This is a genomic window from Streptomyces sp. SAI-170 (assembly GCF_049739565.1).
In the GTDB taxonomy this organism is placed as follows: domain Bacteria; phylum Actinomycetota; class Actinomycetes; order Streptomycetales; family Streptomycetaceae; genus Streptomyces.
The window spans coordinates 763,983-786,835 of record NZ_JBMGQD010000001.1 but is presented as its reverse complement, the minus strand read 5'-3'; the positions used below and the strand labels follow the sequence as shown (position 1 = coordinate 786,835).

Genomic DNA, 22,853 nt, shown 5'->3' with positions numbered 1-22,853 from the left:
CCCCGGAAATCACGTTGTCCTCCGGTGCCCCGCCCCCTAGGGTCCCGATCATGCTGCCTGTCGTGGAGACCGACGCCCAGTGGGACGCGATCGTCCCGGACGAGGGTGTGATGCGGCCCGGCGTCGAGGATCTCTGTGCGCGCCTCGGGCTGGCGGGGGCGTCGCTGAGCCGGTTCGCCGACGGGTCGCAGCCCGTGTACGCGGTCGGTGACGACCTCGTCCTCAAGCTGTTCCCCGCGGCCGCGGCCGCGGACGGGCTCGCCGAGGGCAGGGTCCTCGCCCACCTCGAGGACAGGCTGCCGGTGCCGACACCGCGGGTGCGCGACTTCGGGACGTACGAGAACGGCTGGCGGTACGTGCTGATGTCCCGGCTGCGCGGCGAGAACCTCGCCGGAGCCTGGGAGCGCCTGTCCAGGCCGCAGCGCGAACGGGTCGTCACCGAGGTCGGCGAGACCCTCGCCGTGCTGCACTCCCTGGACCCGGCCCCGCTGGCGGACGTGCTCGGCCCCGGGAGCTGGGGCGCGTTCGTGGACCGTCAGACGGCCGGTGCGGTGGAGCGGCAGCGACACAAGGGGCTGTCCGAGGTCTGGTTGGAGCAGATCCCGGACTTCCTCGCCGCGACTGCGCTGCCGCGCGCCCCGCGGGCCTCCTTGCTGCACACCGAGGTGATGGCGCAGCACTTCCTGGCCGACCCGGCGGACGGCCCGCGCCTGACCGGCCTGTTCGACTTCGAACCCGCGATGATCGGCGACGCGGCCTACGACTTCGTGGGCGTCGGCCTGTTCGTCACCCGCGGCGACCCGGCCCTGCTGGCCCGGCTCTGCCGCGCCTACGGGCGCACCTTCCGGCCCGACGAGCTGCTCGCCTACACGCTGCTGCATGTGTACAGCGATCTCCCTTGGTACATACGGGAGTTGGGCGTCCCCGCCGAGGCGAGCCCGGCCGCGCTCGCCGAGGCGTGGTTCGGCACGGCGTGAAGGGTGGCTGGATCAGCTCTGGGGCTCGGTGATGTCGATCATCCAGCTGACGCCGAAACGGTCGGTGCACATGCCGAACACATCGCCCCACATCTGCTTCTCCAGCGGCACGGACACCTGGCTGTCGGCGGACAGCTTCTCCCAGTAGCCGCGCAGCGCGGCGTCGTCGTCCCCGCTGACGGACACCGCGATGTTGTTGCCCGCCGTGACCTCCATGCCGGGCGGGGAGTCGGCGCCCATCAGGGTGAAGCCCGCGGAGGTCTCCAGCATGGCGTGCATGATGTTGTCGGGCTGGGGGACGCCCTCGGGGCGGAAGTCGGCGTAGGTGTTCAGCGTGAGGGTGCCGCCGAAGACCTCCTTGTAGAACTCCATCGCCTGGCGGGCGTCGCCGTCGAAGCTGAGGTAGGGGTTGAGACGCGAAGCCATGAATACCTCCCGGAACGGGCGGATCGGTCGATTACGCGCAGACTAGCGCGGGGCACTGACAGCGGCCCGCCGGACGGACCCGGCCCGCCGGACGGACCCGGCCGCCGCACCGGGCGGCAGGTGCGTGAACGGCGCGTGATAGTCCTTCGGTCATGACCTCGAACCAGTCGAACCACACCGGTCACGGCGGTGACGACCCGCAGGTGGCGGAGGCGATGGCCGCCGAGTACGAGACGCTGTCGCCCGCGTGCCGGGCCGACGCCGACCGGCTGAGGAGCTTCCTCGCCCCGGACTTCCACGAGTTCGGCGCCTCGGGCCGGGAGATCTTCTTCGAGGGGACCGCCGAGCGCGTCGCGGCCTACACCGACCCCGAGGGTGAACCCATCGGCGTGGAGGCCATGCGGGGCGTACGGCTGGCCGACGGGCTGGTCATGCTCAAGTACACGGCGTGCATCGACGGCCGCTGGTCGCACCGGACATCCCTGTGGCGCCGCGTGGCGCCGGGGCGCTGGCAGATGTTCCACAACCAGGGCACGCCCACGCGACTCTGACCAGGGCACTCCCACGCGATTCTGACCATGGGGCGCCTGGCCACTTCACCTGTAGTAGTCTGCGGCCGTCGTACGGCAAGCGGAGTGGGTGCAATGGTGCGCAGGAACGATCAGCGACGAGCCGCCCTGGTGGACGCCGCCATCGAGGTGCTGGCCCGCGAGGGCGCGCGCGGCCTGACCTTCCGCGCGGTGGACGCCGAGGCCGACGTGCCCGTCGGGACCGCCTCCAACTACTTCGTCAACCGCGACGACCTCCTCACCCAGACCGGCGCCCGCGTCTACGAGCGGCTCCGGCCGGACGAGTCGGTCCTCGCCCGGCATCGTACGGCCGCCCGCGACCGGGAGACGTACACGGAGCTGATGCGGGAACTGGTCGGCCGGGTCAGCGCGTTCCGGGCCGGCTACCTGGCGCTGCTGGAGCTGCGCCTGGAGGCCACGCGGCGACCGGGGCTGCGCGCCCTGCTGACCGAGCAGGTGCGCACCGACCTCGACGCCAACGTCGCCTACCACGAGGAGTCCGGACTGCCCGGCGACGCCACCGCCGTACGCCTGCTGTACCTGGCGCTGAACTGGCTGATCGTCGAGCAGCTCACCCTCCCGGACGTGCTGTCGGCGGCGGAGCGCGACCAGCTTGTCGCGGCGGCGGTCGACCGTCTGGTGCCCGGCGTTCAGTAGAGCTTGTTCACCGCCGTCCTGGTGGTCTTCTTGAAGTCCGCGACCTGGGCGTCCCGGAAGGTGCCCATCTGCGCCCACTTCACGAAGGTCACCGTACGGCCGTCCCGCCCGACCGAGAGCAGGGCGATGTCCGAGGCGCCCCAGCTCGACGCGGTGTGCAGGCCGTAGACGTCGGCGCCCTCCTCGACGTTCAGACGGCCGTAGTACCTGCCGGTCGCCGTCATGTCCGGGTCCTGCCGTTCGAGCGTGGTCGCGCACTCGCGGATCTTCTTGCGCAGCAGCGTGGCGAAGTTCGCGGCTCGCTGCGCGCTGCGCTCCACGACGGTCACCTGCAGCGCGTTGGTGTCGTACTCCGTCCAGAAGGTGCGGTGGGAGGAGATGGACGGGAGTGACTCGCCGACGCAGATCGGCAGCGGGTCCGGCTGCCCGGGGGTCACCCGGCCCGCGTACCAGGACGAGGTGGGGTGCGGGGGCAGCTCGCCCGGCTTGAGGAACGCCGGACCGCCGGAGGCGGCGGTCGCCGCGGGCGCGGCCAAGCCGACGGCGACCGCGGTGCCGGTTGCCACCGCGGCGAGCGTCAGTCGGATCTGTCGAGAACGGTGAGTCATGGTGCCCCCTGGAAGGTGTGTCGTCGCACTGGGAGGTGTGTCGTCGCAGTGACTGTGACCGGTACGACTCGTGGCCGGGTCGGTCCGTTGCGCCGTGTCCCGACACAAACTGGTCTCATTCGTCACGGAACGGCTACATCCACCCACTTCGGAGGCCCGCACGACCCTTGACTCCTCGCGCGCCCCTGACGATCCTCGTCGGTAACTTTCACTGGGCATGACAACAGCCTGCCCGTTACGACCGAGGGACGTGGGTCGATGGCCAAGGTTCGGCACCCGTACGTCGCCGCCGTCACGCTGCTGCTGCTCGTGCTGGCGATGGCCCTCGGCCCCGCGCCCAGCTCCGCGGCAGGAGCCGACGACTGGTGGAACCCGACCGCACGGCCGGCGCCGGACGCGCGGATCGGCGTGACCGGCGAGCCGTTCAAGGGCACCGACTCCCGTGGCGAGGTACGGGGGTTCGTCGACGCCCACAATCACCTGTTCTCCAACGAGGCGTTCGGCGGCCGCCTCATCTGCGGAAAGACCTTCTCCGAAGCCGGCATCGCCGACGCGCTCAAGGACTGCCCCGAGCACTACCCCGACGGCTCCCTCGCCGTCTTCGACTTCATCACCAAGGGCGGCGACGGCCGTCACGACCCCGTCGGCTGGCCCACCTTCAAGGACTGGCCCGCCCATGACTCGCTCACCCACCAGCAGAACTACTACGCCTGGGTGGAGCGTGCCTGGCGCGGCGGCCAGCGCGTCCTCGTCAACGACCTCGTCACCAACGGCGTGATCTGCTCGGTGTATTTCTTCAAGGACCGCTCCTGCGACGAGATGACGTCGATCCGCCTCCAGGCGAAGCTGAGCTACGACCTCCAGGCCTACGTCGACAGGATGTACGGCGGCCCCGGCAAGGGCTGGTTCCGGATCGTCACCGACAGCGCGCAGGCCCGCCAGGTCGTCGAGCAGGGCAAGCTGGCCGTGATCCTCGGCGTGGAGACCTCCGAACCCTTCGGCTGCAAGCAGATCCTCGACATCCCGCAGTGCAGCAGGGAGGACATCGACAAGGGGCTGGACGAGCTGTACGCGCTCGGTGTGCGCAGCATGTTCCTGTGCCACAAGTTCGACAACGCCCTGTGCGGTGTCCGCTTCGACGAAGGCACGCTCGGCACCGCCATCAACGTCGGCCAGTTCCTGTCGACCGGCACCTTCTGGCGCACGGAGAAGTGCACCGGCCCGCAGCACGACAACCCCATCGGCCTGGCCTCCGCCCCCGGCGCCGAGGCGAAGCTCCCGGCGGGCGTCTCCGTCCCCTCCTACGCCGCCGACGCGCAGTGCAACGTACGCGGGTTGACGGAGCTGGGCGAGTACGCCGTGCGCGGCATGATGAAACGCAAGATGATGCTCGAGATCGACCACATGAGCGTCAAGGCCACCGGCCGTGCCCTCGACCTCTTCCAGGCCGCGTCCTACCCGGGCGTGATCTCCTCCCACAGCTGGATGGACCTGAACTGGACGGAACGCGTCTACTCCCTCGGCGGGTTCATCGCCCAGTACATGCACGGCTCCGAGGGCTTCAGCGCGGAGGCCGGGCGCACCGACGCGCTGCGCGACAAGTACGGCGTCGGCTACGGCTACGGCACCGACATGAACGGCGTCGGCGGCTGGCCGGGCCCGCGCGGCACCGACACCCCCAACCCCGTCAGGTACCCCTTCCGCAGCGTCGACGGCGGCTCCCTCATCGACCGGCAGACCACCGGCGAGCGCACCTGGGACCTGAACACCGACGGGGCCGCCCATTACGGCCTGGTCCCCGACTGGATCGAGGACATCCGGCTGGTCGGCGGCCAGGACGTGGTCGACGACCTCTTCCGGGGCGCCGAGTCCTACCTCGACACCTGGGGCGCGACCGAACACCACCAGGCCGCCGTGAACCTCGCCAAGGGGGCCGCGGCCACGGCCAGTTCGGCCGAGTGGAACCCGTTCACCAGCTACGCGCCGGGCCGGGCCGTGGACGGCTCGCGCGACACCCGCTGGGCGAGCGGCTGGAGCGACGACCAGTGGCTGCGCCTCGACCTCGGCACCACCCATCGCGTCGGCCGCGTCACCCTCGACTGGGAGCGCGCCTATGGGCGTGCGTACCGGATCGACCTCTCCACCGACGGCACCGACTGGCGGACCGTCTGGTCCACGACCACCGGCGACGGCGGCCTCGACACGGCCGACTTCACCGGGACGCCCGCCCGGTACGTGCGCGTGCAGCTCCTGGACCGGGGCACGGACTGGGGGTACTCGCTGCACGAGGTGAGCGTCCACAGCGGCTGACGGGCCGCATGTCAGTGCCGTCTGCCAGACTGCCGTGCATGGATGCCGGTTACGCTCGCTCGGTCTGGCAGGTGCTCGAACCCCTGCACGCCGTCACGTACTTCGCGCCGGAGAGCCGTGAGGCCGCTCGCGCGGTGGGTCTGCGCGGTTTCTGGATGGGTTACTTCGCCCTGCGGGCCGCACCGCTCGGCGCGGTCACGCCCGGCGTGGTGGAGGCGGCCTTCTACAACTTCCACCCCGCGATGGTCCGCCGTGCCCTGCCCGACGCCTGGGACTTCGCCTCGCCCGAGGCGGTCCTGCGCGCCCGCGTCGACGCGGCCACCGCCGCCCTGCGCCGGGTGGCACCCGCGGTGGCCGAGGGGGCGGCGCCGGCCGTGGAGCTGCTGGAGCGGGTCGTCGCGGCCGCCGACGGAGCGGGACGGCCGCTGTTCGCCGCCAACCGGGGCGTGCCCGCGCCCGAGGACGCGGTCGGCGCCCTGTGGCAGGCCGCGACCGCGCTGCGCGAACACCGGGGCGACGGCCATGTCGCCGTCCTGACCGCCGAGGGCCTCGACGGCTGCGAGGCGCATGTCCTCTTCGCGGCCGGCGAGCAGGTGCCCGTGGAGGTCCTGCGGGACAACCGCGGCTGGTCCGCCGAGGAGTGGCAGGCCGCCCTCGACCGGCTCAGCGCGCGCGGCCTGCTGAAGGACGCCGACTCCCTCACCGCCGACGGAGAGGCCCTGCGCGCACACATCGAGGCCCGCACCGACGAACTGGCCGTCCGGCCCTACCGTGTCCTGGCGCCGCACGAGGCCTCCCGTCTGGTCGAGGAGCTGACCTTGCTGGCCGAGCAGGTCCTCGCCAGTGGGGTCATCCCCTTCCCGAACCCGATGGGACTGCCGCCCCGCAGAGCTCACTGAGACCCCGTCCGCACCGCCCCCGCACTGGCCGCCACCACCAGCGCGACGGCCGCGCACTGCACCACGGACAGGCCCTGGCCCAGCACCAGCAGACCCGCCAGCGCGGCCAGGGCGGGCGCCAGGCTCATCAGCACCGCGAAGGTCGCCGCGGGCAGCCGCCGCAGCGCGAGCAGCTCCAAGGCGTAGGGCACGCCCGAGCTCAGCACCGCGATGCCCAGGCCCAGCCCCAGCACGCCCGGCTCCAGCAGGGCCCCGCCCGCCGAGGCGACGCCCAGCGGCAGGCCGACCAGCGCCGCGAACGCCATCGCGACGGCCAGCCCGTCCAGACTCGGGAAGCGGCTGCCCGCATGGGAACCGAGCACGATGTACGACGCCCACATCACGCCCGCGGCCAGCGCGAAGCCCACGCCCACGAGGTCGAGCCCGCCCATGCCGCCGCCCAGCAGCGCGACCCCCGCCAGCGCCAGCACGGCCCACAGCACACCGGAGGCCCGGCGCGCCGCGATCACCGACAGCAGCAGCGGCCCCAGCACCTCCAAGGTCACCGCGGGGCCGAGCGGAATCCGGTCGATCGCCTGGTAGAAGAGCACGTTCATACAGCCGAGGGCGAGCCCGTACCCCGCCGCCACCGCCCAGTCCCCGCGCGAGAGGCCCCGCAGTCGTGGCCGCACCACCACCAGCAGCAGCACCGCCGCCAGGGTCACCCGCAGCGCGACCGTGCCGAGCGCCCCCGCCCGCGGGAACAGCAGGGCCGCGCAGGCGGAGCCGAACTGCACCGACACCGCCCCTACCAGCACCAGGCCGACCCCGGCGAGCGTGCCGGGCCGCGCTGAGGATCGTAGAGAGAGTGCCGTGGCCGTCGTGTCGCGCACCGGAGTCGTCATGCGCTCCACGCTAGGGAGCGCGCCGCCGCCCGTGAAATGCCGATTCCGCTGCGGTTATGCTTGCGAAGCATGACCATCGAGCTGCGGCATCTGCGGGCCTTCCTCGCCATCGCCGACGAAGGCAACGTCACCCGTGCCGCCGCCCGGCTCCACCTCGGGCAGCCCGCCCTGTCGCGCACGCTGCGCCAGCTGGAGGACCATCTGGGCGCCCGGCTCGTCGACCGGTCCACCCATCACCTGCGGCTCACGGCGGAGGGCCGGACCTTCCGGGACAAGGCGCGGGCCGCGCTCGCCGCTGTGGAGACCGCCCTCGACCCGGCCGGACTGCGCGGCTGGCCGCTGCGCCTCGGCCACACCTGGGCCGCGCTCGGCGATCACACCGTGCCGCTGCTGCGCCGCTGGGACGAGACGTACCCGGACGTGCCCCTGGAACTGCTGCGCGTCGACGACCGTACGGCGGGACTCACCCAGGGCAAGGTCGACGCGGCGCTGCTGCGCGGCCAGGTCACCGCTCCCGGCGTGCGCACCGAGCTGCTGCTGTCGGAGGAGCGGGTCGTCGTCATGGCGGCGGACAGCCCGCTCGCCGCGCTGCCCCGCGTGACCCTCGCGGGCCTCGCCGCGCACACCATCGCCCTGAACACCGTGTCCGGCACCACGACCCTGGACCTGTGGCCGGCCGGGCGGCGGCCGGCCGCGAGCGTCGAGGTGACCAACACCGACGAGTGGATCATCGCCATCGCCGCCGGCCGCGCGGTCGGCGTGTCCACCTCGGCCACCCCGAGCAACCACGCCCACCCCGCCCTCGCCTACCGCCCCCTCGCCGACGCGCCGCCCGTCCCCGTCCTCCTCGCCTGGCGCGACGGACCGGGCCACCCCGCGGTGCCGGATCTGCTGGCGCTCGTGCGGGAGGTCGTCGCCCGCGCCGCGTGATCCGGAACACCCGCGTCCGGCAACGTACGAGCACAGGACGGGTGCGACCCGGAGCGTGTGACCGGAGTAACGGCCGTACGACCCGTGCCTCTCCCACCCCGTCTGCCACGATGGGCGACGCCGTCATCCGGCACCGAGGAGTGAGCCGCGCAGCGCAGCCGGTGTTCCCACTCCCGCCGGAACACCCCCTCCGAGTCCCGCCGGACTCCTCCCGAGTGACTTCACCGTGCCTTCCACACCTGTCTCCGCCGTGCCCTCGTCCGCCTCCCACTCGCCGTGGCGTTCGCTGCGCCACCGCAGCATGCGCTGGTGGTCGCTGGCCAACTTCGTGTCGAACACCGGCACCTGGATGCAGCTCACCGTGCAGAACCTGCTCGTGCTGCAGATCACCGGCTCCGCCGCCGCCACCGGCCTGTCGATGTCCGTCCAGGCCGCCCCCGCGCTGCTCATCAGCGTGTTCGGCGGCGCCGCCGTCGACCGCTGGCCCCGGCGTCTGACGGCCGCCGTCAGCCAGGCGCTGCTCGGCCTCGTCGCCTTCGCCACGGCCACGCTGGTCGCGCTGGACCGGCTGGACGTCACGACCCTGATGGTGCTCGCCGCCGTGACCGGCGTCGTCGCCACCGTCGACGGGCCCGCCTGCGCCCTGCTGGGCAACGACCTGGTGCCGCCGGAGGACGTGCCGTCGGCCATAGGCGTCGGCTCCCTGGTGCACAGCGCCGGTCGGCTCGTGGGGGCGGGCCTCGCGGGAGCCACGGTCGCCTTCGTCGGCACGGCCGCGGCGTACGCGGCGAACGGTCTGTCCTTCCTGTTCGTGGCGGCGGTCATCCCGTTCCTGCGGCCCGTGCGGCACACCGAGCCCGCGTCCGCGAAGGAGCGCACCGAGCCGGCGCTCGCGAAGGGGCCCGACGCGCCCGGCGACGCCATGACCGTGCGCGAGGGCCTGATGTTCTTCATGCGCCGACCACGGCTGGTCGCGCTCGCCGGAATCACCGGCGTGAGCGCCGTCTTCGGCCGCAACTACGGACTCACCCTCACCGTCCTGGTCACCGGCCCCCTCGCGGGCGGCGCCGGCGCCTTCGGCACCGTTTCCACCGTCCTCGCCGTCGGCGGCATCCTCGGCGCCGTCCTCGGCGCCCGGCTGCGCCGGCCCTCCGTACGCCTCGTCGGCGTGCTCGCCGCCGGCGGCGGTCTGCTCCAGGTGGCGGCCGGGCTGTCGCCGTCGATGACCGTACTGCTGGCGCTCGTGCTGCCGATGGCCATCGTCGAGTCCGTGTCCGACACGGCCGGCACCTCCGTTCTCCAGACCGACCCGCCCGCCCGGATGCGCGGCCGCGTCCTCGGCGTCTGGGGCACCATCGCCACCGTCTGGGGCCTCGGCGGCCCGCCCGCCCTCGGCTTCCTCATGGAACACGCCGGAGCACGCGGCGCCCTGGTCACCGGCGGACTCCTCATCGCAGGCGTCATCGGCACCGGCTTCCTGTTCCGCTCCCGCCGCACTCCGGTCACCGTCCCCGTGCCGACCCTGCACGAGGATCTGCGCGAGCGGGAGGCGCTGGCCCCGGCGGCCTGACAGTCACCGCAGTCCCGCCGTTCGCCTGTGCCACGGCCCGGCGAGGACCGAGGATGGGGCCGTGACGGGAGCCGGCGGGGGCGAAACGCGGTCGCAGGACCCAGGGCCGGAGGACCCGGCGCCGGGGGAGGCGGGCGGTGCGGAAGAGGTGCGCGGCGGCAGGACGGTCTCGCTGCTCCCCTCGCTCGCCTCGCAGACGGCGCTGCTGACCGCGCTGATGTTCTACTTCGGCTGGGTCTCCACGCGGGCCGCGTACCGCTACTTCCGGGTCGACACCAGCCTGTTGGACTTCTCGACGGTCGACTACATGCTGCGCGGGGTCCGGCTCGCCTACCCCACCCTGCTCACGCTCGGCCTGGTGGCGTTCTTCTGCGTGCACGCCCACCACGTCGTACGGCAACGCGCCGAGTCCGACCCGGAGCTGACGCGGCGGCTCGGCCGGGTCCTCGAACAGGCCGGATTCGCCGGGGTGCTGCTCGGGCCGGCCGTCGTGGCCCTGCTGGACAGCGGCAGCGGGACGGAACCGCCGCCCGGCCCGGCGCTGATGACGGCCGGCTTCGCGGCGGTGGCCTACGGCGATGTCCTCGCTCCTGGGCAACCACACGCACGGAGCCCGCTGTGGCGGGGCATGGCCCGGCCCCCGGAGTCCGGTCGGTGCGGCTGAAGCGGCCCGCGGGAGCAGAGCCGCTGTACCGCTACCGCGTCACCGGCCTGAAGCTCCTCATCAGGTCCGGCAGCCGCTGCTTCCTCGTCCCCGAGAACTGGCGCCCCGAACGAGGCCCGGTCATCGTCCTGCCGAGCGACCCGAAGGACCTGGAGGTGCGGATGGAGTTCCGGGAGCCCGGGAGCTGATGGCGGCACGCGGGTGTACGAGCACCCCGTACCGGCAGTCCTCGGCGACCACCCCGAACTCCCGTGTCTCCGCCTCGGCGCGCACGCAGAGGGTCGCGACCCAGGGCTCGGTGACGGACCTGGCGGAGGCGTCCACCAGCGTGACGTCGAAGGTCTCGGGCTCCCCGGCCTTCAGGTGCAGCGCACGGGTGGGCGCGAGCAGTTCCGTGTCGGCCCGGGCGGGGAGCCGTAGCGTCGGCGGGGCCGTACCGGACGGTGCGGTGGGGCGCGTGTGCCGTCCTTCGGGACGCGGCCGCAGGGTCAGAGCGGTCACGAGTACGTCGGTGCCGCCCGCCTGTACGGTGATGTGGAGCCGCGCCGTGCGCACCGGCGCCCGGGGGCAGGCCGGGGACGCCGGGCCGGTGTCCTCGGGGCACGGAAACACCGTCCAATTCTCGGCGGTCGGCCTGCCCACGTCCACGGTCAAGGGGTCCGCCACGGGACTCATCGTCGCGCCGATGCTCAGCAGACCGCCCAGCACCACCGCCACGCCGAGCAGCAGGGCCAGGAGCCCCAGCCAGATCGACAGGCTGCCGGGGCGCGGGCGGGGGACCGACGGCGTGCCGTCCTCACCTCGCGGCTCTTCCTCCGCGGCGTCGGCGGCCGTCATGCCCAGCACCTTGGCGTAGTCGTCGCCTCAGGGGCAAGGGAGGCGGCTCAGGGGCAGGGTCGGCGGCGACGACAGGTGCGTAATTCGGTGGAGCCCTGACGAGGCGTCGGGATAGCCTCCCCGCCGTGAACCAAGCCGCCGCCCTCGCCTCATGAGCCTGTCCAGGACCCTGCTGGACGTACGCCCCCTGCGGACCTCGCCTCTCTTCCGGCGGCTGCTGATCGGGCGGACCGTGTCCACGCTCGGCGGCTTCATGACCGCCGTCACCGTCATGTACCAGGTGTGGGACATGACCCACAGCACCGTCTGGAGCGGAGCCGTCGGTCTCGCGCAGGCGCTGCCGCTGGTCGGGGTCGGGCTGGTGGCGGGCGCCTTCGTCGACCGGTCCGACCGGCGCCGGGTGTACCTGGTGGCCACCGTCGGACAGGCGGTGTGCTCGGTGCTGCTGGCCGTCCAGGCGTTCGCCGGGACCGTGCCGGTCGCCGTGATCCTGGCGCTGGTCGCGGCGCAGTCCGCGTTCGGCGCGCTCGGCGCCCCCGCGGCGGGCGTGTTCCTGCCGCGGCTGCTGCCCCGTGACCAGATCGCCGCCGGGCTCGCCCTGAACCAGGTCACCGGCCAGGCCATGATGCTGCTCGGCCCGGCCGTCGCGGGCCTGGTGCTCGGCTGGTGGGGCATCGGCGTCTGCTACGTGGTCGACGCCGTCAGCTTCGGGGTCGCCTTCTACGGCGCCTTCGGCCTGCCCGCGCTCCCGCCCGAGGGCGAGAAGTCCCGGGCCGGGATGCACGGCGTCCTGGACGGGCTGCGCTTCCTGACCGGGCACCGGGTGGTGCGCGGCGCGCTCGTCACCGACCTCGCCGCCACGCTGCTGGCCATGCCGATCAGCCTCTTCCCGGTCGTCAACGCCGAGCGCTTCGGCGGCGATCCGCGCACCCTCGGCCTGTTCCTGTCCGCGCTCGCCGTGGGGGGTGTCGCAGCGACCGCGTTCTCCGGGCCGCTCACCCGGCTGGCCCGTCCCGGGCCGGTCATGCTGGTCGCGTCCGGGACATGGGGCGCCGCCCTCGTCCTGTTCGGCATGACCGAGGCCGCCTGGGCCGCCTTCGCCACCCTCGCGCTGGCCGGGGCCGCGGACTCCGTGGCCGTCCTGTCCCGCACCACGATCATCCAGACCCACACCCCCGACGCCCTGCTGGGCCGGGTGACGGCCGCCGAGCTGATCGTCGGCCAGGCGGGACCGCATCTGGGCAACCTCCGCGGCGGCCTCCTGGCCGGCTGGACCTCCGGCGCGACCGCCCTGATCACGGGCGGCCTGATGTGCCTGGCCGCGGTGGCGACCGTGGCGGGCACGACCCCGGAACTCCGGCGCGACGCCGGCGCCTCCTCGGCGGGAGCCCGGAAGGGGGAGCGGCCCGGGCCTGCCGACGGCGAGCCGCAGCGCGGACCCGTCGAGGAGGAACCGGCGGGGCCGTGATCCGGGCCGCTCGCCCTGGTGGGCGCCCCTCCGCTCCGGCACCGACCTGAGCCGCGTCAGCGGGCTCCGGCCCGAGGGCTGCCCCGTGACCCGGCTCGGGGCAGCCTGCCCAGGTGGGCGCGCCCCTTCACGCGGGCACCGGCCTGAGCCGCGTCAGCGGGCTCCGGCCCGAGGCTGCGCCTGAGGGTCCTTCCCGGCTGGGCGGCCCGAAGCGCCCGCCCGGAGCGCCCGCCCGGAGCCTGAAGCGCCCGCCCGGGCCGGCCGAAGCGGCCCCCCCCGGGCCGGCCGAAGCGGCCCCCCCCGGGCCGGCCGAAGCACCCGCCCGGGCCGGCCGAAGCACCCGCCCGGGCCGGCCGAAGCACCCGCCCGGGCCGGCCGAAGCACCCGCCCGGGCCGGCCGAAGCACCCGCCCGGGCCGGCCGAAGCACCCGCCCGGGCCGGCCGAAGCACCCGCCCGGTGCCCGAAGAAGCCCGAAGGCCCCTCCCCGCCAAGCCGACCCCAAGGCCCCGCCGGCCGTGTCCTCACCCCAGCTCGACCAGCAGGTCACCACCCTCCACCTGCTGGACCCGGTTCACCGCGAGCCGCGCGACCCGGCCGGACATGGGCGCGGTGATGGAGGCCTCCATCTTCATGGCCTCGATGGTGGCGAGGGTCGTCCCGGCCTCCACCTCGTCGCCCTCGGCGACCACGAGCGTGACCACGCCCGCGAAGGGGGCGGGGACATGGCCGGGGTTGGTCCGGTCGGCCTTCTCCGTGACCGGGACGTCGGTCGCGGCGGCGCGGTCGCGGACCTGGATGGGGCGGAGCTGGCCGTTGAGGGAGGACATCACCGTGCGCATGCCCCGCTCGTCGGCCTCGCCGACGGCCTGGAGCTCGATCAGCAGCCGGACCCCGGGCTCCAGGTCGATGGCGTACTCCTGCCCGGGCCGCAGCCCGTAGAAGAAGTCCTTGCTGTCGAGCACGCTGGTGTCGCCGAAGGCCTGCCGGTGGTGGTCGAACTCCCGCGTCGGCGCCGGGAACAGCAGCCGGTTCAGCGTGGCCCGCGGCTCCTTCACCAGCCCGGCCCGGTCCTCGGCGGACAGCTCCGCCATCGGCTTGGCCTCGGCCCGTCCGCGCAGCGCCTTGCTGCGGAACGGCTCGGGCCAGCCGCCGGGCGGGGTGCCCAGCTCGCCGCGCAGGAAGCCGATGACCGAGTCCGGGATGTCGTACTTGTCAGGGTTGGTCTCGAAGTCCTTCGGGTCCACCCCCGCCCCCACCAGATGCAGCGCCAGGTCACCGACCACCTTCGACGAGGGGGTGACCTTCACCAGCCGGCCCAGCATCCGGTCGGCGGCCGCGTACATCGCCTCGATCTGCTCGAAGCGGTCGCCGAGCCCGAGCGCGACCGCCTGGGTGCGCAGGTTGGACAGCTGCCCGCCGGGGATCTCGTGGTGGTAGACACGGCCGGTCGGCGCGGACAGGCCCGCCTCGAAGGGGGCGTACACCTGGCGCACGCTCTCCCAGTAGGGCTCCAGGTCGCCGACGGCCGCCAGGCTCAGCCCCGTCGGCCGCTCCGAGTGGTCCGTGGCGGCCACGATCGAGGACAGGGACGGCTGGGACGTCGTACCGGCCATGGAGGCCACCGCCCCGTCCACCGCGTCCACGCCCGCCTGCACCGCGGCGAGATAGGTGGCGAGCTGTCCGCCCGCGGTGTCATGGGTGTGCAGATGCACCGGCAGGCCGAACTCCCGCCGCAGCGCCGAGACCAGCGTCGCCGCGGCCGGCGCCCGCAGCAGGCCCGCCATGTCCTTGACGGCCAGCACATGCGCGCCGGCCTCGACGATCCGCTCGGCCAGCCGCAGGTAGTAGTCCAGCGTGTACAGCTTCTCCGACGGGTCCGACAGGTCCGACGTGTAGCAGAGCGCCACCTCGGCGATCGCCGTCCCCGTCTCCCGTACGGCGTCGATCGCGGGCCGCATCTGGTCCACGTCGTTCAGCGCGTCGAAGATGCGGAAGATGTCGATGCCGGTGGCCGCAGCCTCCTTCACGAACGCGTCGGTCACCTCGGTCGGATACGGCGTGTAGCCCACGGTGTTGCGGCCGCGCAGCAGCATCTGCAGGCAGATGTTCGGCACCGCCTCCCGCAGCGCGGCCAGCCGCTCCCACGGGTCCTCGGCGAGGAACCGCAGCGCCACGTCGTACGTCGCCCCGCCCCAGCACTCCAGGGACAGCAACTGCGGCAGCGTCCGGGCCACCACCGGGGCGACGGCCAGCATGTCCTTGGTGCGCACCCGGGTCGCCAGCAGCGACTGATGGGCATCGCGGAAGGTGGTGTCGGTGACGCCTAGGGTCGTCGACTCGCGCAGCCATCGCGCGAAGCCCTCCGGGCCCAGCTCGACGAGCCGCTGCCGGGAGCCCGCCGGCGGCTCCCCGGAAGGCAGCGGCGGCAGCTTCGTCACCGGGTCGACGAGCGTAGGCCGCTCACCGTGCGGCTTGTTCACCGTCACGTCGGCCAGGTACGTCAGCAGCTTCGTACCGCGGTCGGCGGAGTGCCGGGAGGTCAGCAGATGCGGCCGCTGCTCGATGAACGCGGTGGTGACCCGGCCCGCCTGGAAGTCCGGATCGTCCAGCACGGCCTGCAGGAACGGGATGTTGGTGGCCACGCCACGGATACGGAACTCGGCGACGGCGCGCCTGGCGCGGTTCACGGCCGTGGTGAAGTCCCGGCCCCGGCAGCTCAGCTTGACCAGCATCGAGTCGAAGTGCGCGCTGATCTCCGAACCGGCGTGCGTGGTACCGCCGTCCAGCCGGATGCCGGAACCGCCGGGGGAGCGGTAGGCGCTGATCCGGCCGGTGTCCGGGCGGAACCCGTTGGCCGGGTCCTCGGTGGTGATACGGCACTGCAGGGCCGCACCGCGCAGCGTGATGTTCTCCTGCGACAGGCCGAGGTCGGCGAGCGTCTCGCCGGAGGCGATGCGCAACTGCGCCTGCACGAGGTCGACATCGGTGACCTCCTCGGTGACCGTGTGCTCGACCTGGATGCGCGGGTTCATCTCGATGAAGACATGGTTGCCGTCGCGGTCGACGAGGAACTCCACCGTGCCCGCGTTGCGGTAGCCGATCTGCCGCGCGAACCGCACCGCGTCCGCGCAGATACGGTCGCGCAGCGCCGGGTCGAGATTGGGCGCGGGCGCCAGCTCGATCACCTTCTGGTGCCGGCGCTGCACCGAACAGTCCCGCTCGAAGAGATGGATGACGTTGCCCGCCCCGTCGGCGAGGATCTGCACCTCGATGTGACGGGGCTCGACGACGGCCTTCTCCAGGAACACCGTCGCGTCCCCGAATGCCGACGCCGCCTCCCGGGAAGCCGCCTCGATGGCCTCCCGCAACTGCGCAGGCTCCTCGACCCGGCGCATACCGCGCCCACCGCCGCCCGCGACGGCCTTCACGAACACCGGGAAACCGATCTCCCCGGCCGCCCGCACCAGCTCGTCGACATCGGTGGAGGGCGCCGACGAGCCCAGCACCGGCACCCCGGCCGCCCGCGCCGCCGCCACCGCCCTCGCCTTGTTGCCGGTCAGCTCCAGGATCTCCGCGTCCGGCCCGACGAAGGTGATGCCCGCCTCCTGGCAGGCCCGCGCCAGCTCCGGGTTCTCGGAGAGGAAGCCGTAGCCGGGATACACGGCGTCGGCCCCCGCACGCCGGGCCGCCCCGACGATCTCCTCCACGGAGAGATACGCCCGCACCGGATGTCCCGGCTCGCCGATCTCGTAGGCCTCGTCGGCCTTCAGCCTGTGCAGCGAGTTGCGGTCCTCGTGGGGGAAGACGGCAACCGTCCGCGCGCCCAGCTCATAGCCGGCGCGGAACGCGCGAATCGCGATCTCGCCACGGTTGGCGACCAGCACCTTGCGGAACATTCCCGATCCCTTCAGCCTGCCGGTGGGACGAGCCCATGGTGTCGGCCATGCCCTCCGTACGCCATGTGAGCCGGGCCACTGACACCCTTCCCTTCCGCGCGCGTTCCGACCGCAACCGCGGTGGCCGAAAATGTGTCTCTGAACGCATGAATGCTTGGGCGGTGCCCGGATACGCCGAGTCACAGGAACTCGGCTCAGGCGCGAGCGGCCGGGTCGTCCTGGCCGTGCACACCGAGACCGGCGTGCCGGTCGCGGTCAAATACCTCAGCGACTCGCTGCGCACCCGGCCCGGTTTCGTCCAGGAGTTCCGGGCGGAGGCCCGGCGCCTGGGCGGACTGGCGAGCCCGTACGTCGCCGGGTTGTACGAGTACGTCGAGAGCCCCGACGGCGCCGCGATCGTGATGGAGCTGGTCGACGGCGTGTCCCTGCGGGCGCTGCTCGCCCGGCAGGGGCCCCTGGAGCCCGAGGCCGCCCTGGTCGTCCTCAAGGGCTCGCTGCTCGGCCTCGCCGACGCGCACCGCGTCGGGGTCGTGCACCGCGACTACAAGCCCGAGAACGTCCTGGTCCGGCCCGACGGCACGTCCCGTCTGGTCGACTTCGGCATCGCGGTCGACTCCGGCATCAGCGCGACCATCGCCGGGACGCCCGCCTACATGGCGCCCGAGCAGTGGACCGGCGCCCCCGCCTCGCCCGCGGCCGACGTGTACGCGGCGACGGCCACCTTCTTCGAGTGCCTCACCCGCCGCAAGCCCTACCAGGGCGACAACCTCGCCGAACTGGCGCTGCGGCACGTCGACGCGCCGATCCCCGCGGAGGAGGTCCCCGAGCCGGTCCGCGACCTGGTGCGCCGGGGCCTGGCCAAGGACCCCGCCCAACGACCCACCCATGCCGAGGAGTTCGTCCGCGAACTGGAGGCGGCCGCCGGTGCCGCCTACGGCCCCGACTGGGAGGAGCGCGGCCGGGGCCGGCTCGCCGCGCTCGTCGCCCTGCTGCCCCTGCTGCTGCCCCGGCCCCGCACCGACCCGCGCACCACCGTCGACACCGCCCGCACGGTCCTGGCCGGGCCCACCGCCCCCGGCGGCCTCCGCGCCTGGCTGCCGGGCCGCTCGGGACTCCTCCTGTCCGGCGCCCTGGCGCTCCTGGGAATCCTCCTCGCCTACGGTGCCCAGCCGCCCGCTTCCGAAGCGGCCCCGGGCGAGGCCGCGCGGGCCCTGGCCACGACCAGCGCGAGTCCCGGCGCATCGGCGTCGCCCTCGGTGCCCGGGACGGCCTCCCCCTCGGCTTCGGCCGAGACGCCGACGGCCTCGGCGACGGAGACGGGGTCGGTCACCCCGACGCCGACCGCCACGGCCGCGCCCTCCGTGTCCGCGCCCGCCACCACCCCCGCGGAGACCACGGAGCCGCCGCCTCCGCCGCCGCCCGGCGACACCGAGGCCCCGCCGACGAGCGCCCCGCCCACCAGCGACGCCCCGACGGCCGTCAAGGACGTGACGGTGACGGCCTTCCAGCAGACGGGCCTGCTCACCGCCAGCGCCACCTTCACCGTCACCACCGACGGCACCGGGCCGGTGTCCGTGAACGTCGCGTGGTTCACCGGGGACACCTCCGGACAGCCCGGTACCCCGGACGGCGCGACCGAGACCGTCCAGCGCAGCGGCGCCACCAGCTACACGGTCACGGTCGAGCACACCTTCCAGAGCCGAGGCTGCTACTGGACCGTGCAGGCCACCACCACTCCCGCCTCCGCCGACGGCGGGGCCTCGCAGCAGCTTCTGACCAGGCAGTGTGAGTTGAGATGACCACCCACGACGACAGCACGCCCGCGCCCGGTTCGGGGCCCGACGACGACTACAGCGCCACCGTGCTGGCCAGCCACTGGATCCAGGGCCCGGAGCCGGACGAGACGGGCACTGTGCGGATCCAGAGTCCGGAGCCGGACGAGACGGGCACTGTGCGGATCCAGAGTCCGGAGCCAGGGGAGACCGGGACCCTGCGGATGCAGGACGGGCAGCCGGAGAAGACCGTGCCCGCGGTGTCGGGTCCGGGGGCTGGTGAGCTGGGGACCGTGCGACTCGGGGACCGGGGAGCCCAGGCCACTGTGCCCGCCGGGGAGCAGAGCGCGGCGTCGGTGGAGGCGGGGACCGTGCGGGTCCCGGGGTCGGGGTCCGGTGCGACCGGGACCTTGCGCATCCAGGGCCCGGGGTCACAGGCCACCGTGCCCGCGGGGGACCAGAGCGCGGCGTCGGTGGAGGCGGGGACCGTGCGGGTCCCGGGGTCGGGGTCCGGTGCGACCGGGACCGTGCGACTCGGGGGCCGAGGGCCTCAGGCCACTGTGCCCGCGGGGGACCAGAGCGCGGCGTCGGCGGAGGCGGGGACCGTGCGGGGCCCGGGGCCGGGGTCCGGTGCGACCGGGACCCTGCGCAGCCAGGGCCCGGGGGCGCAGGCCACCGTGCCAGGGGCACTGGAGGGCGGGCCCGAGCCGGACCGTGTCGAGGGTGCCGTGCTGCGGTTCGGCCCCGGCGTCACGGCGGCTCTCGCGGAGCGGACGCTGCGGCAGGTGTCCGTCGTGGCCGAGCCGCCCGCTGCCCGGCCCCGTCCCGGGCTGCGCCGATACGCCCTGCCCGCGGTGGTGCTCCTGTGCGTGCTGGCGTTCCTCGCCTGGCAGCGGCTCGGCTCGTCCGTCGAGGTGCGGTCGGTGAGCGTCGTGGCGCGTCCGGCGGTGCTCGGCTGCGACACCACGTCGGACATCGTCGCCCGGGTCACCACCGACGGCAGCCCCGGCACCCTCACCTACCGCTGGATCCGCAGCGACGGCACCGCCTCCGGCGTCCTGCGCGAGACCCTGGCCCGGGGACAGCGTGAGGCGCGCCTGCACCTGCGATGGACCTTCGAGGGGGAGGGCCACCTCACGGGACAGGCGGACCTGCGCCTCCTCACCCCGACCAGCCGCACGGTCACGGCCCAGATCACGTACGACTGCCCCTAGAGGCGGACGCCCGCCACTCACGGTCGAGGATCGCGTGGACCACGCTGTCCCGCCAGACGCCGCCCTTGAGGACGTGTTCGCGGATGACGCCCTCCTCCGTCATCCCGACGGCGGCCATGGTCCGTGCGGACGCGGCGTTGTGGGGCGAGCGGGCGCCCCAGACGCGGTGCAGGCGGAGGTCGTCGAAGGCGACGCCGAGCAGCAGCCGTACCGTCTCGACGCCGTATCCGGCGCCCCAGACGTCGGGGCGCAGCGCGAAGCCGACCGTAGCGGCGCGCTGTTGGTGCGGGTCGAGCGCCAGCCGGCCGAACCCGACCAACTCGGCCGCCTCCGGCAGGACGACGGCGAGCGCGTACTCCGTGCGCGGGTCGGCACCCGCCGAGGCGACGGACCGGGCGACGATGTCGGCGACCTGCTCCCGGGTGCGCGGCTCGAACGACAGATGCTCCGTCGCGCGCGGGCTGCCGTAGACCGCGAGGACCGCGTCCACGTCCCCCGACTCGACCTCGCGCAGCCCGAGTCGGGCGCCGCGCCGGCTGACCGGATACATGCCAGGACTCTACCCGGCCAACTCGGCGGCCGAGGCGGCGCTTTGACTTGGAGCGCGCTTCAACGCCTAGCGTCATGAACGCCCGTCGCGGACCACCAGGAGGCAGCATCATGACGCACATCCCCACCCGGCACCTCGGCGAACTGGCGGTCTCCGCCCAGGGGCTGGGCTGCATGGGCATGAGCCACGGCTACGGCGCCGGCGACGACGCGCAGTCCGTCGCCACCCTGCACCACGCCCTCGACCTCGGCGTGACCCTGCTGGACACCGCCGACTTCTACGGCGCCGGGCACAACGAGGAGTTGATCGGCCGGGCGATCGCGGGCCGGCGCGACGAGGTGGTGCTGGCGACGAAGTTCGGCTTCGCCAACCGGCTGGGCGAGCCCACCCGCATCCGAGGGGACGCGGCCTACGTGCGCGAGGCGTGCGACGCCTCGCTGCGCAGGCTCGGCGTGGACCACATCGACCTGTACTACCAGCACCGGGTGGACCCGCGGGTGCCGATCGAGGAGACGGTCGGCGCGATGGCCGAGCTGGTGCGGGCCGGGAAGGTGCGCCACCTCGGGCTGTCGGAGGCGGCCCCGGACACGATCCGCCGGGCGCACGCGGTGCACCCGATCGCCGCGCTGCAGAGCGAGTGGTCGCTGTGGACCCGTGGCCTGGAGGCCGAGGTCGCCCCGGTCTGCCGTGAACTCGGCATCGGCATCGTGCCGTTCTCCCCGCTCGGCCGCGGCTTCCTGACCGGCCGGGTCGGCTCGGTCGAGGGCCTGGCCGCCGACGACGTACGCCGCACGCAGCCGCGCTTCGCCGACGGCAACCTCGAACGCAACCTGGCGATCGTCGCCGCTCTGGAGGAGCTGGCCGAGGCCAAGGGCGTGACCGCGGGACAGCTGGCCCTGGCCTGGGTGCAGCACCGGGGCGACGACGTGGTGCCGATCCCCGGCACCCGCAGGCAGCGCTACCTGGAGGAGAACCTCGCCGCCCTGACCGTCGAGCTGACCCCGGACGACCTCGCCGCCGTCGAGGCCGCCGCCCCGCCGGAGCTGATCGCGGGCTCCCGCTACGACGCCGGCAGCCTGACCTTCGTCGACGGCTGAGCGTCCGGAAGGGCCGATGCCTGATGGGCAGGGCCCTTCGCCGACGGCCGGGCTGTCACGCGTCCCGGCGTACCGGCGCGGCAGCGCGCGCCACGCCGAGCAGGAACACCCCGCAGGCCGTCACCAGCAGCCAGCCGGGGCGGGTGGCACGGGCGAGCGCGTCCGGCCCGACCCCGGCGACCAGGGCGCCCGCGAGGGCCACGCCGACCGCCGAGCCGACCTGGCGCGCGGTGGAGGTGATGGCCCCGGCCACGCCCGCACGGGAGGCCGGCAGCCCGCCGACCGCGGTGTTGGTGAGCGGCGCGTTGGCGAAGCCGAACCCGATGCCGAGCAGCAGCTGGGCCGTCAGCAGCAGGCGTATGTCAGTGTCCTGGCCGAGGTTCACCAGGCACAGTCCGCCCGCGGCGGTGAAGGCGCCCGCGAGCAGCAGCGGACGCCGCGGCCCGAGCCGGCCCACCAGGCTGCCCGCCCAGGGCGCGCACAGGGTGGCGCCGAGCGCCATGGGCAGGGTCGCGAGCCCGGCCGCGAGCGGGGTCCAGCCGCGGGCGTGCTGGAGGTAGAGCGTGTTCAGCAGCAGGGCCGCGCCGAGCGCGACGAACACGGCGATGGCGCCCAGCACCGCAGCCGCGAACACGGGCCGTCGGAACAGCCCGAGATCCATCAGCGGCTCGCTCCGCCGGGTCTCGACCCGGACGAACGCGGCCGCGGTGACGGCGATCAGCGCGTAGCAGGCCGCCGCCGCGGGGGAGGCCCAGCCGATGCGCGGGCCCTCGATGAGGACCCAGACGCACGCCCCGAGAGTCAGCGTGAGCAGCACCTGCCCGGGCAGGTCCAGCCGGCGTGCGCGCTGCCCGTGGGACTCCGGCACGAACACGGCGACCAGCACCAGCGCGGCCACGACGACCGGCGCGTTGACCCAGAACACCGACCGCCAGCCGAACGCGGCGACGAGCGCCCCGCCGGTGACCGGCCCCGCCGCCATGCTCAGCCCGAAGACCGACGCCCAGATCCCGATCGCCCGGGCCCGCTCCCGCGGATCGGGCATCGCGCTCACCACGATCGCCAGCGCCACCGGGCTCAGCATCGACGCCCCGACCCCTTGCACGGCCCGCGCCGCGACCAGGACGCCGAGCGACGGCGCCAGCGCGCAGACCAGCGAGGCGAGCCCGAAGACGACCAGCCCGACGCGAAACATCCGCCGCCGCCCGAAGCGGTCCGCGAGCGCGCCGGAGGCGATGAGCAGAGCGGCCAGGACGACGGTGTAGGCGTCCACCACCCACTCCAGGCCCCGGGTGCCGATCCCCAGGCCGTCCCCTATCGCGGGCAGGCCCACGTTGACGATGGTGGTGTCCAGGCCCACCAGGAACATGCTCAGCGCGCAGACGGCCAGGACCGTCCAGCGTCCGCGCGCACTGAGTCCGGGTTCTGCCGGCAAAGAGGTCGTGGTCATCGGCGGCCGCCTTCCGTCGGGATCATGTGCCGCCATGCTCGGACCCGCCTACGTCCCCCACCCAGCGTCTTTGC

19 protein-coding genes are annotated in these 22,853 nt (G+C 73.8%); 12 read left to right on the top strand and 7 right to left on the bottom strand.

Annotated features, from left to right (window positions below):
* The first annotated feature begins 50 nt into the window (after nt 1–50).
* Nucleotides 51–977 (top strand): phosphotransferase family protein, encoded by a 927-nt coding sequence (locus RKD23_RS03545; protein WP_424852248.1) that lies wholly within the window; start codon nt 51–53, stop codon nt 975–977.
* Nucleotides 978–989: 12 nt separating this feature from the next.
* Here the strand turns inward: RKD23_RS03545 and RKD23_RS03540 are convergent, their stop codons facing one another.
* Complete coding sequence (locus tag RKD23_RS03540; protein WP_424852247.1) at nt 990–1,403, bottom strand: VOC family protein; 414 nt, start codon at nt 1,401–1,403, stop codon at nt 990–992.
* Nucleotides 1,404–1,555: 152 nt separating this feature from the next.
* Here RKD23_RS03540 and RKD23_RS03535 point away from each other — a divergent pair, with 152 nt between their 5' ends.
* Complete coding sequence (locus RKD23_RS03535) at nt 1,556–1,954, top strand: DUF4440 domain-containing protein (protein WP_424852246.1); 399 nt, start codon at nt 1,556–1,558, stop codon at nt 1,952–1,954.
* A 93-nt stretch (nt 1,955–2,047) separates the two neighbouring features.
* Nucleotides 2,048–2,629: a TetR/AcrR family transcriptional regulator gene (locus RKD23_RS03530; RefSeq protein ID WP_424852245.1), complete on the top strand. Its 582-nt coding sequence runs from the start codon at nt 2,048–2,050 to the stop codon at nt 2,627–2,629.
* Here RKD23_RS03530 and RKD23_RS03525 read toward each other — a convergent pair.
* The gene (locus tag RKD23_RS03525) at nt 2,623–3,237 is read right to left on the bottom strand and encodes a hypothetical protein (protein ID WP_424852244.1); all 615 of its coding nucleotides are present in this window, start codon (nt 3,235–3,237) and stop codon (nt 2,623–2,625) included. The genes RKD23_RS03530 and RKD23_RS03525 overlap by 7 nt on opposite strands.
* Nucleotides 3,238–3,495: 258 nt before the next feature.
* On the opposite strand from RKD23_RS03525, the gene RKD23_RS03520 reads away from it, so the two are divergent.
* Together RKD23_RS03520 and RKD23_RS03515 are read left to right on the top strand one after the other, a co-directional pair.
* Entirely contained in the window at nt 3,496–5,547 is a 2,052-nt protein-coding gene (locus RKD23_RS03520) for a discoidin domain-containing protein (protein ID WP_424852243.1), read from the top strand.
* 38 nt (nt 5,548–5,585) lie between these two features.
* Nucleotides 5,586–6,446, top strand: a complete 861-nt coding sequence (locus RKD23_RS03515) for an SCO6745 family protein (protein ID WP_424852242.1) — start codon at nt 5,586–5,588, stop codon at nt 6,444–6,446.
* Here RKD23_RS03515 and RKD23_RS03510 read toward each other — a convergent pair.
* Nucleotides 6,440–7,330 carry an EamA family transporter gene (locus tag RKD23_RS03510; RefSeq protein ID WP_424852241.1) on the bottom strand — a complete coding sequence of 297 codons (891 nt, stop codon included), beginning with the start codon at nt 7,328–7,330 and terminating at the stop codon, nt 6,440–6,442. The two genes, RKD23_RS03515 and RKD23_RS03510, sit on opposite strands and share 7 nt — an antisense overlap.
* A 69-nt stretch (nt 7,331–7,399) precedes the next feature.
* Between RKD23_RS03510 and RKD23_RS03505 the strand changes: the two genes are divergently transcribed.
* From RKD23_RS03505 to RKD23_RS03495, 3 genes are all read left to right on the top strand, one after another.
* On the top strand, nt 7,400–8,260 hold the full coding sequence (locus RKD23_RS03505; protein ID WP_424852240.1) for a LysR family transcriptional regulator: 861 nt from the start codon (nt 7,400–7,402) through the stop codon (nt 8,258–8,260).
* Nucleotides 8,261–8,561: 301 nt separating this feature from the next.
* Entirely contained in the window at nt 8,562–9,830 is a 1,269-nt protein-coding gene (locus RKD23_RS03500) for an MFS transporter (RefSeq protein WP_424858153.1), read from the top strand.
* A gap of 61 nt (nt 9,831–9,891) precedes the next feature.
* Nucleotides 9,892–10,494, top strand: coding sequence for a hypothetical protein (locus RKD23_RS03495; protein ID WP_424852239.1), 603 nt, complete (start codon nt 9,892–9,894; stop codon nt 10,492–10,494).
* Nucleotides 10,495–10,614: 120 nt separating this feature from the next.
* Here the strand turns inward: RKD23_RS03495 and RKD23_RS03490 are convergent, their stop codons facing one another.
* Entirely contained in the window at nt 10,615–11,331 is a 717-nt protein-coding gene (locus RKD23_RS03490; protein WP_424852238.1) for a hypothetical protein, read from the bottom strand.
* Between the two features lie 151 nt (nt 11,332–11,482).
* On the opposite strand from RKD23_RS03490, the gene RKD23_RS03485 reads away from it, so the two are divergent.
* The gene (locus tag RKD23_RS03485; protein WP_424852237.1) at nt 11,483–12,799 is read left to right on the top strand and encodes an MFS transporter; all 1,317 of its coding nucleotides are present in this window, start codon (nt 11,483–11,485) and stop codon (nt 12,797–12,799) included.
* A 522-nt stretch (nt 12,800–13,321) separates the two neighbouring features.
* Here the strand turns inward: RKD23_RS03485 and RKD23_RS03480 are convergent.
* On the bottom strand, nt 13,322–16,696 hold the full coding sequence (locus RKD23_RS03480; RefSeq protein ID WP_424852236.1) for a pyruvate carboxylase: 3,375 nt from the start codon (nt 16,694–16,696) through the stop codon (nt 13,322–13,324).
* A gap of 146 nt (nt 16,697–16,842) precedes the next feature.
* Between RKD23_RS03480 and RKD23_RS03475 the strand changes: the two genes are divergently transcribed.
* Nucleotides 16,843–18,495 (top strand): protein kinase domain-containing protein, encoded by a 1,653-nt coding sequence (locus RKD23_RS03475; protein WP_424852235.1) that lies wholly within the window; start codon nt 16,843–16,845, stop codon nt 18,493–18,495.
* A complete protein-coding gene (locus tag RKD23_RS03470; RefSeq protein WP_424852234.1) occupies nt 18,492–19,682 on the top strand; it encodes a hypothetical protein in 1,191 nt (396 codons plus the stop codon). The genes RKD23_RS03475 and RKD23_RS03470 overlap by 4 nt, the downstream gene beginning before the upstream one ends.
* Here RKD23_RS03470 and RKD23_RS03465 read toward each other — a convergent pair.
* On the bottom strand, nt 19,663–20,232 hold the full coding sequence (locus tag RKD23_RS03465) for a GNAT family N-acetyltransferase (protein ID WP_424852233.1): 570 nt from the start codon (nt 20,230–20,232) through the stop codon (nt 19,663–19,665). The genes RKD23_RS03470 and RKD23_RS03465 overlap by 20 nt on opposite strands.
* Before the next feature lie 110 nt (nt 20,233–20,342).
* Between RKD23_RS03465 and RKD23_RS03460 the strand changes: the two genes are divergently transcribed.
* The gene (locus tag RKD23_RS03460; RefSeq protein WP_424852232.1) at nt 20,343–21,329 is read left to right on the top strand and encodes an aldo/keto reductase; all 987 of its coding nucleotides are present in this window, start codon (nt 20,343–20,345) and stop codon (nt 21,327–21,329) included.
* A 55-nt stretch (nt 21,330–21,384) separates the two neighbouring features.
* Here the strand turns inward: RKD23_RS03460 and RKD23_RS03455 are convergent, their stop codons facing one another.
* Complete coding sequence (locus tag RKD23_RS03455) at nt 21,385–22,779, bottom strand: MFS transporter (protein ID WP_424852231.1); 1,395 nt, start codon at nt 22,777–22,779, stop codon at nt 21,385–21,387.
* Nucleotides 22,780–22,853 lie beyond the last annotated feature (74 nt).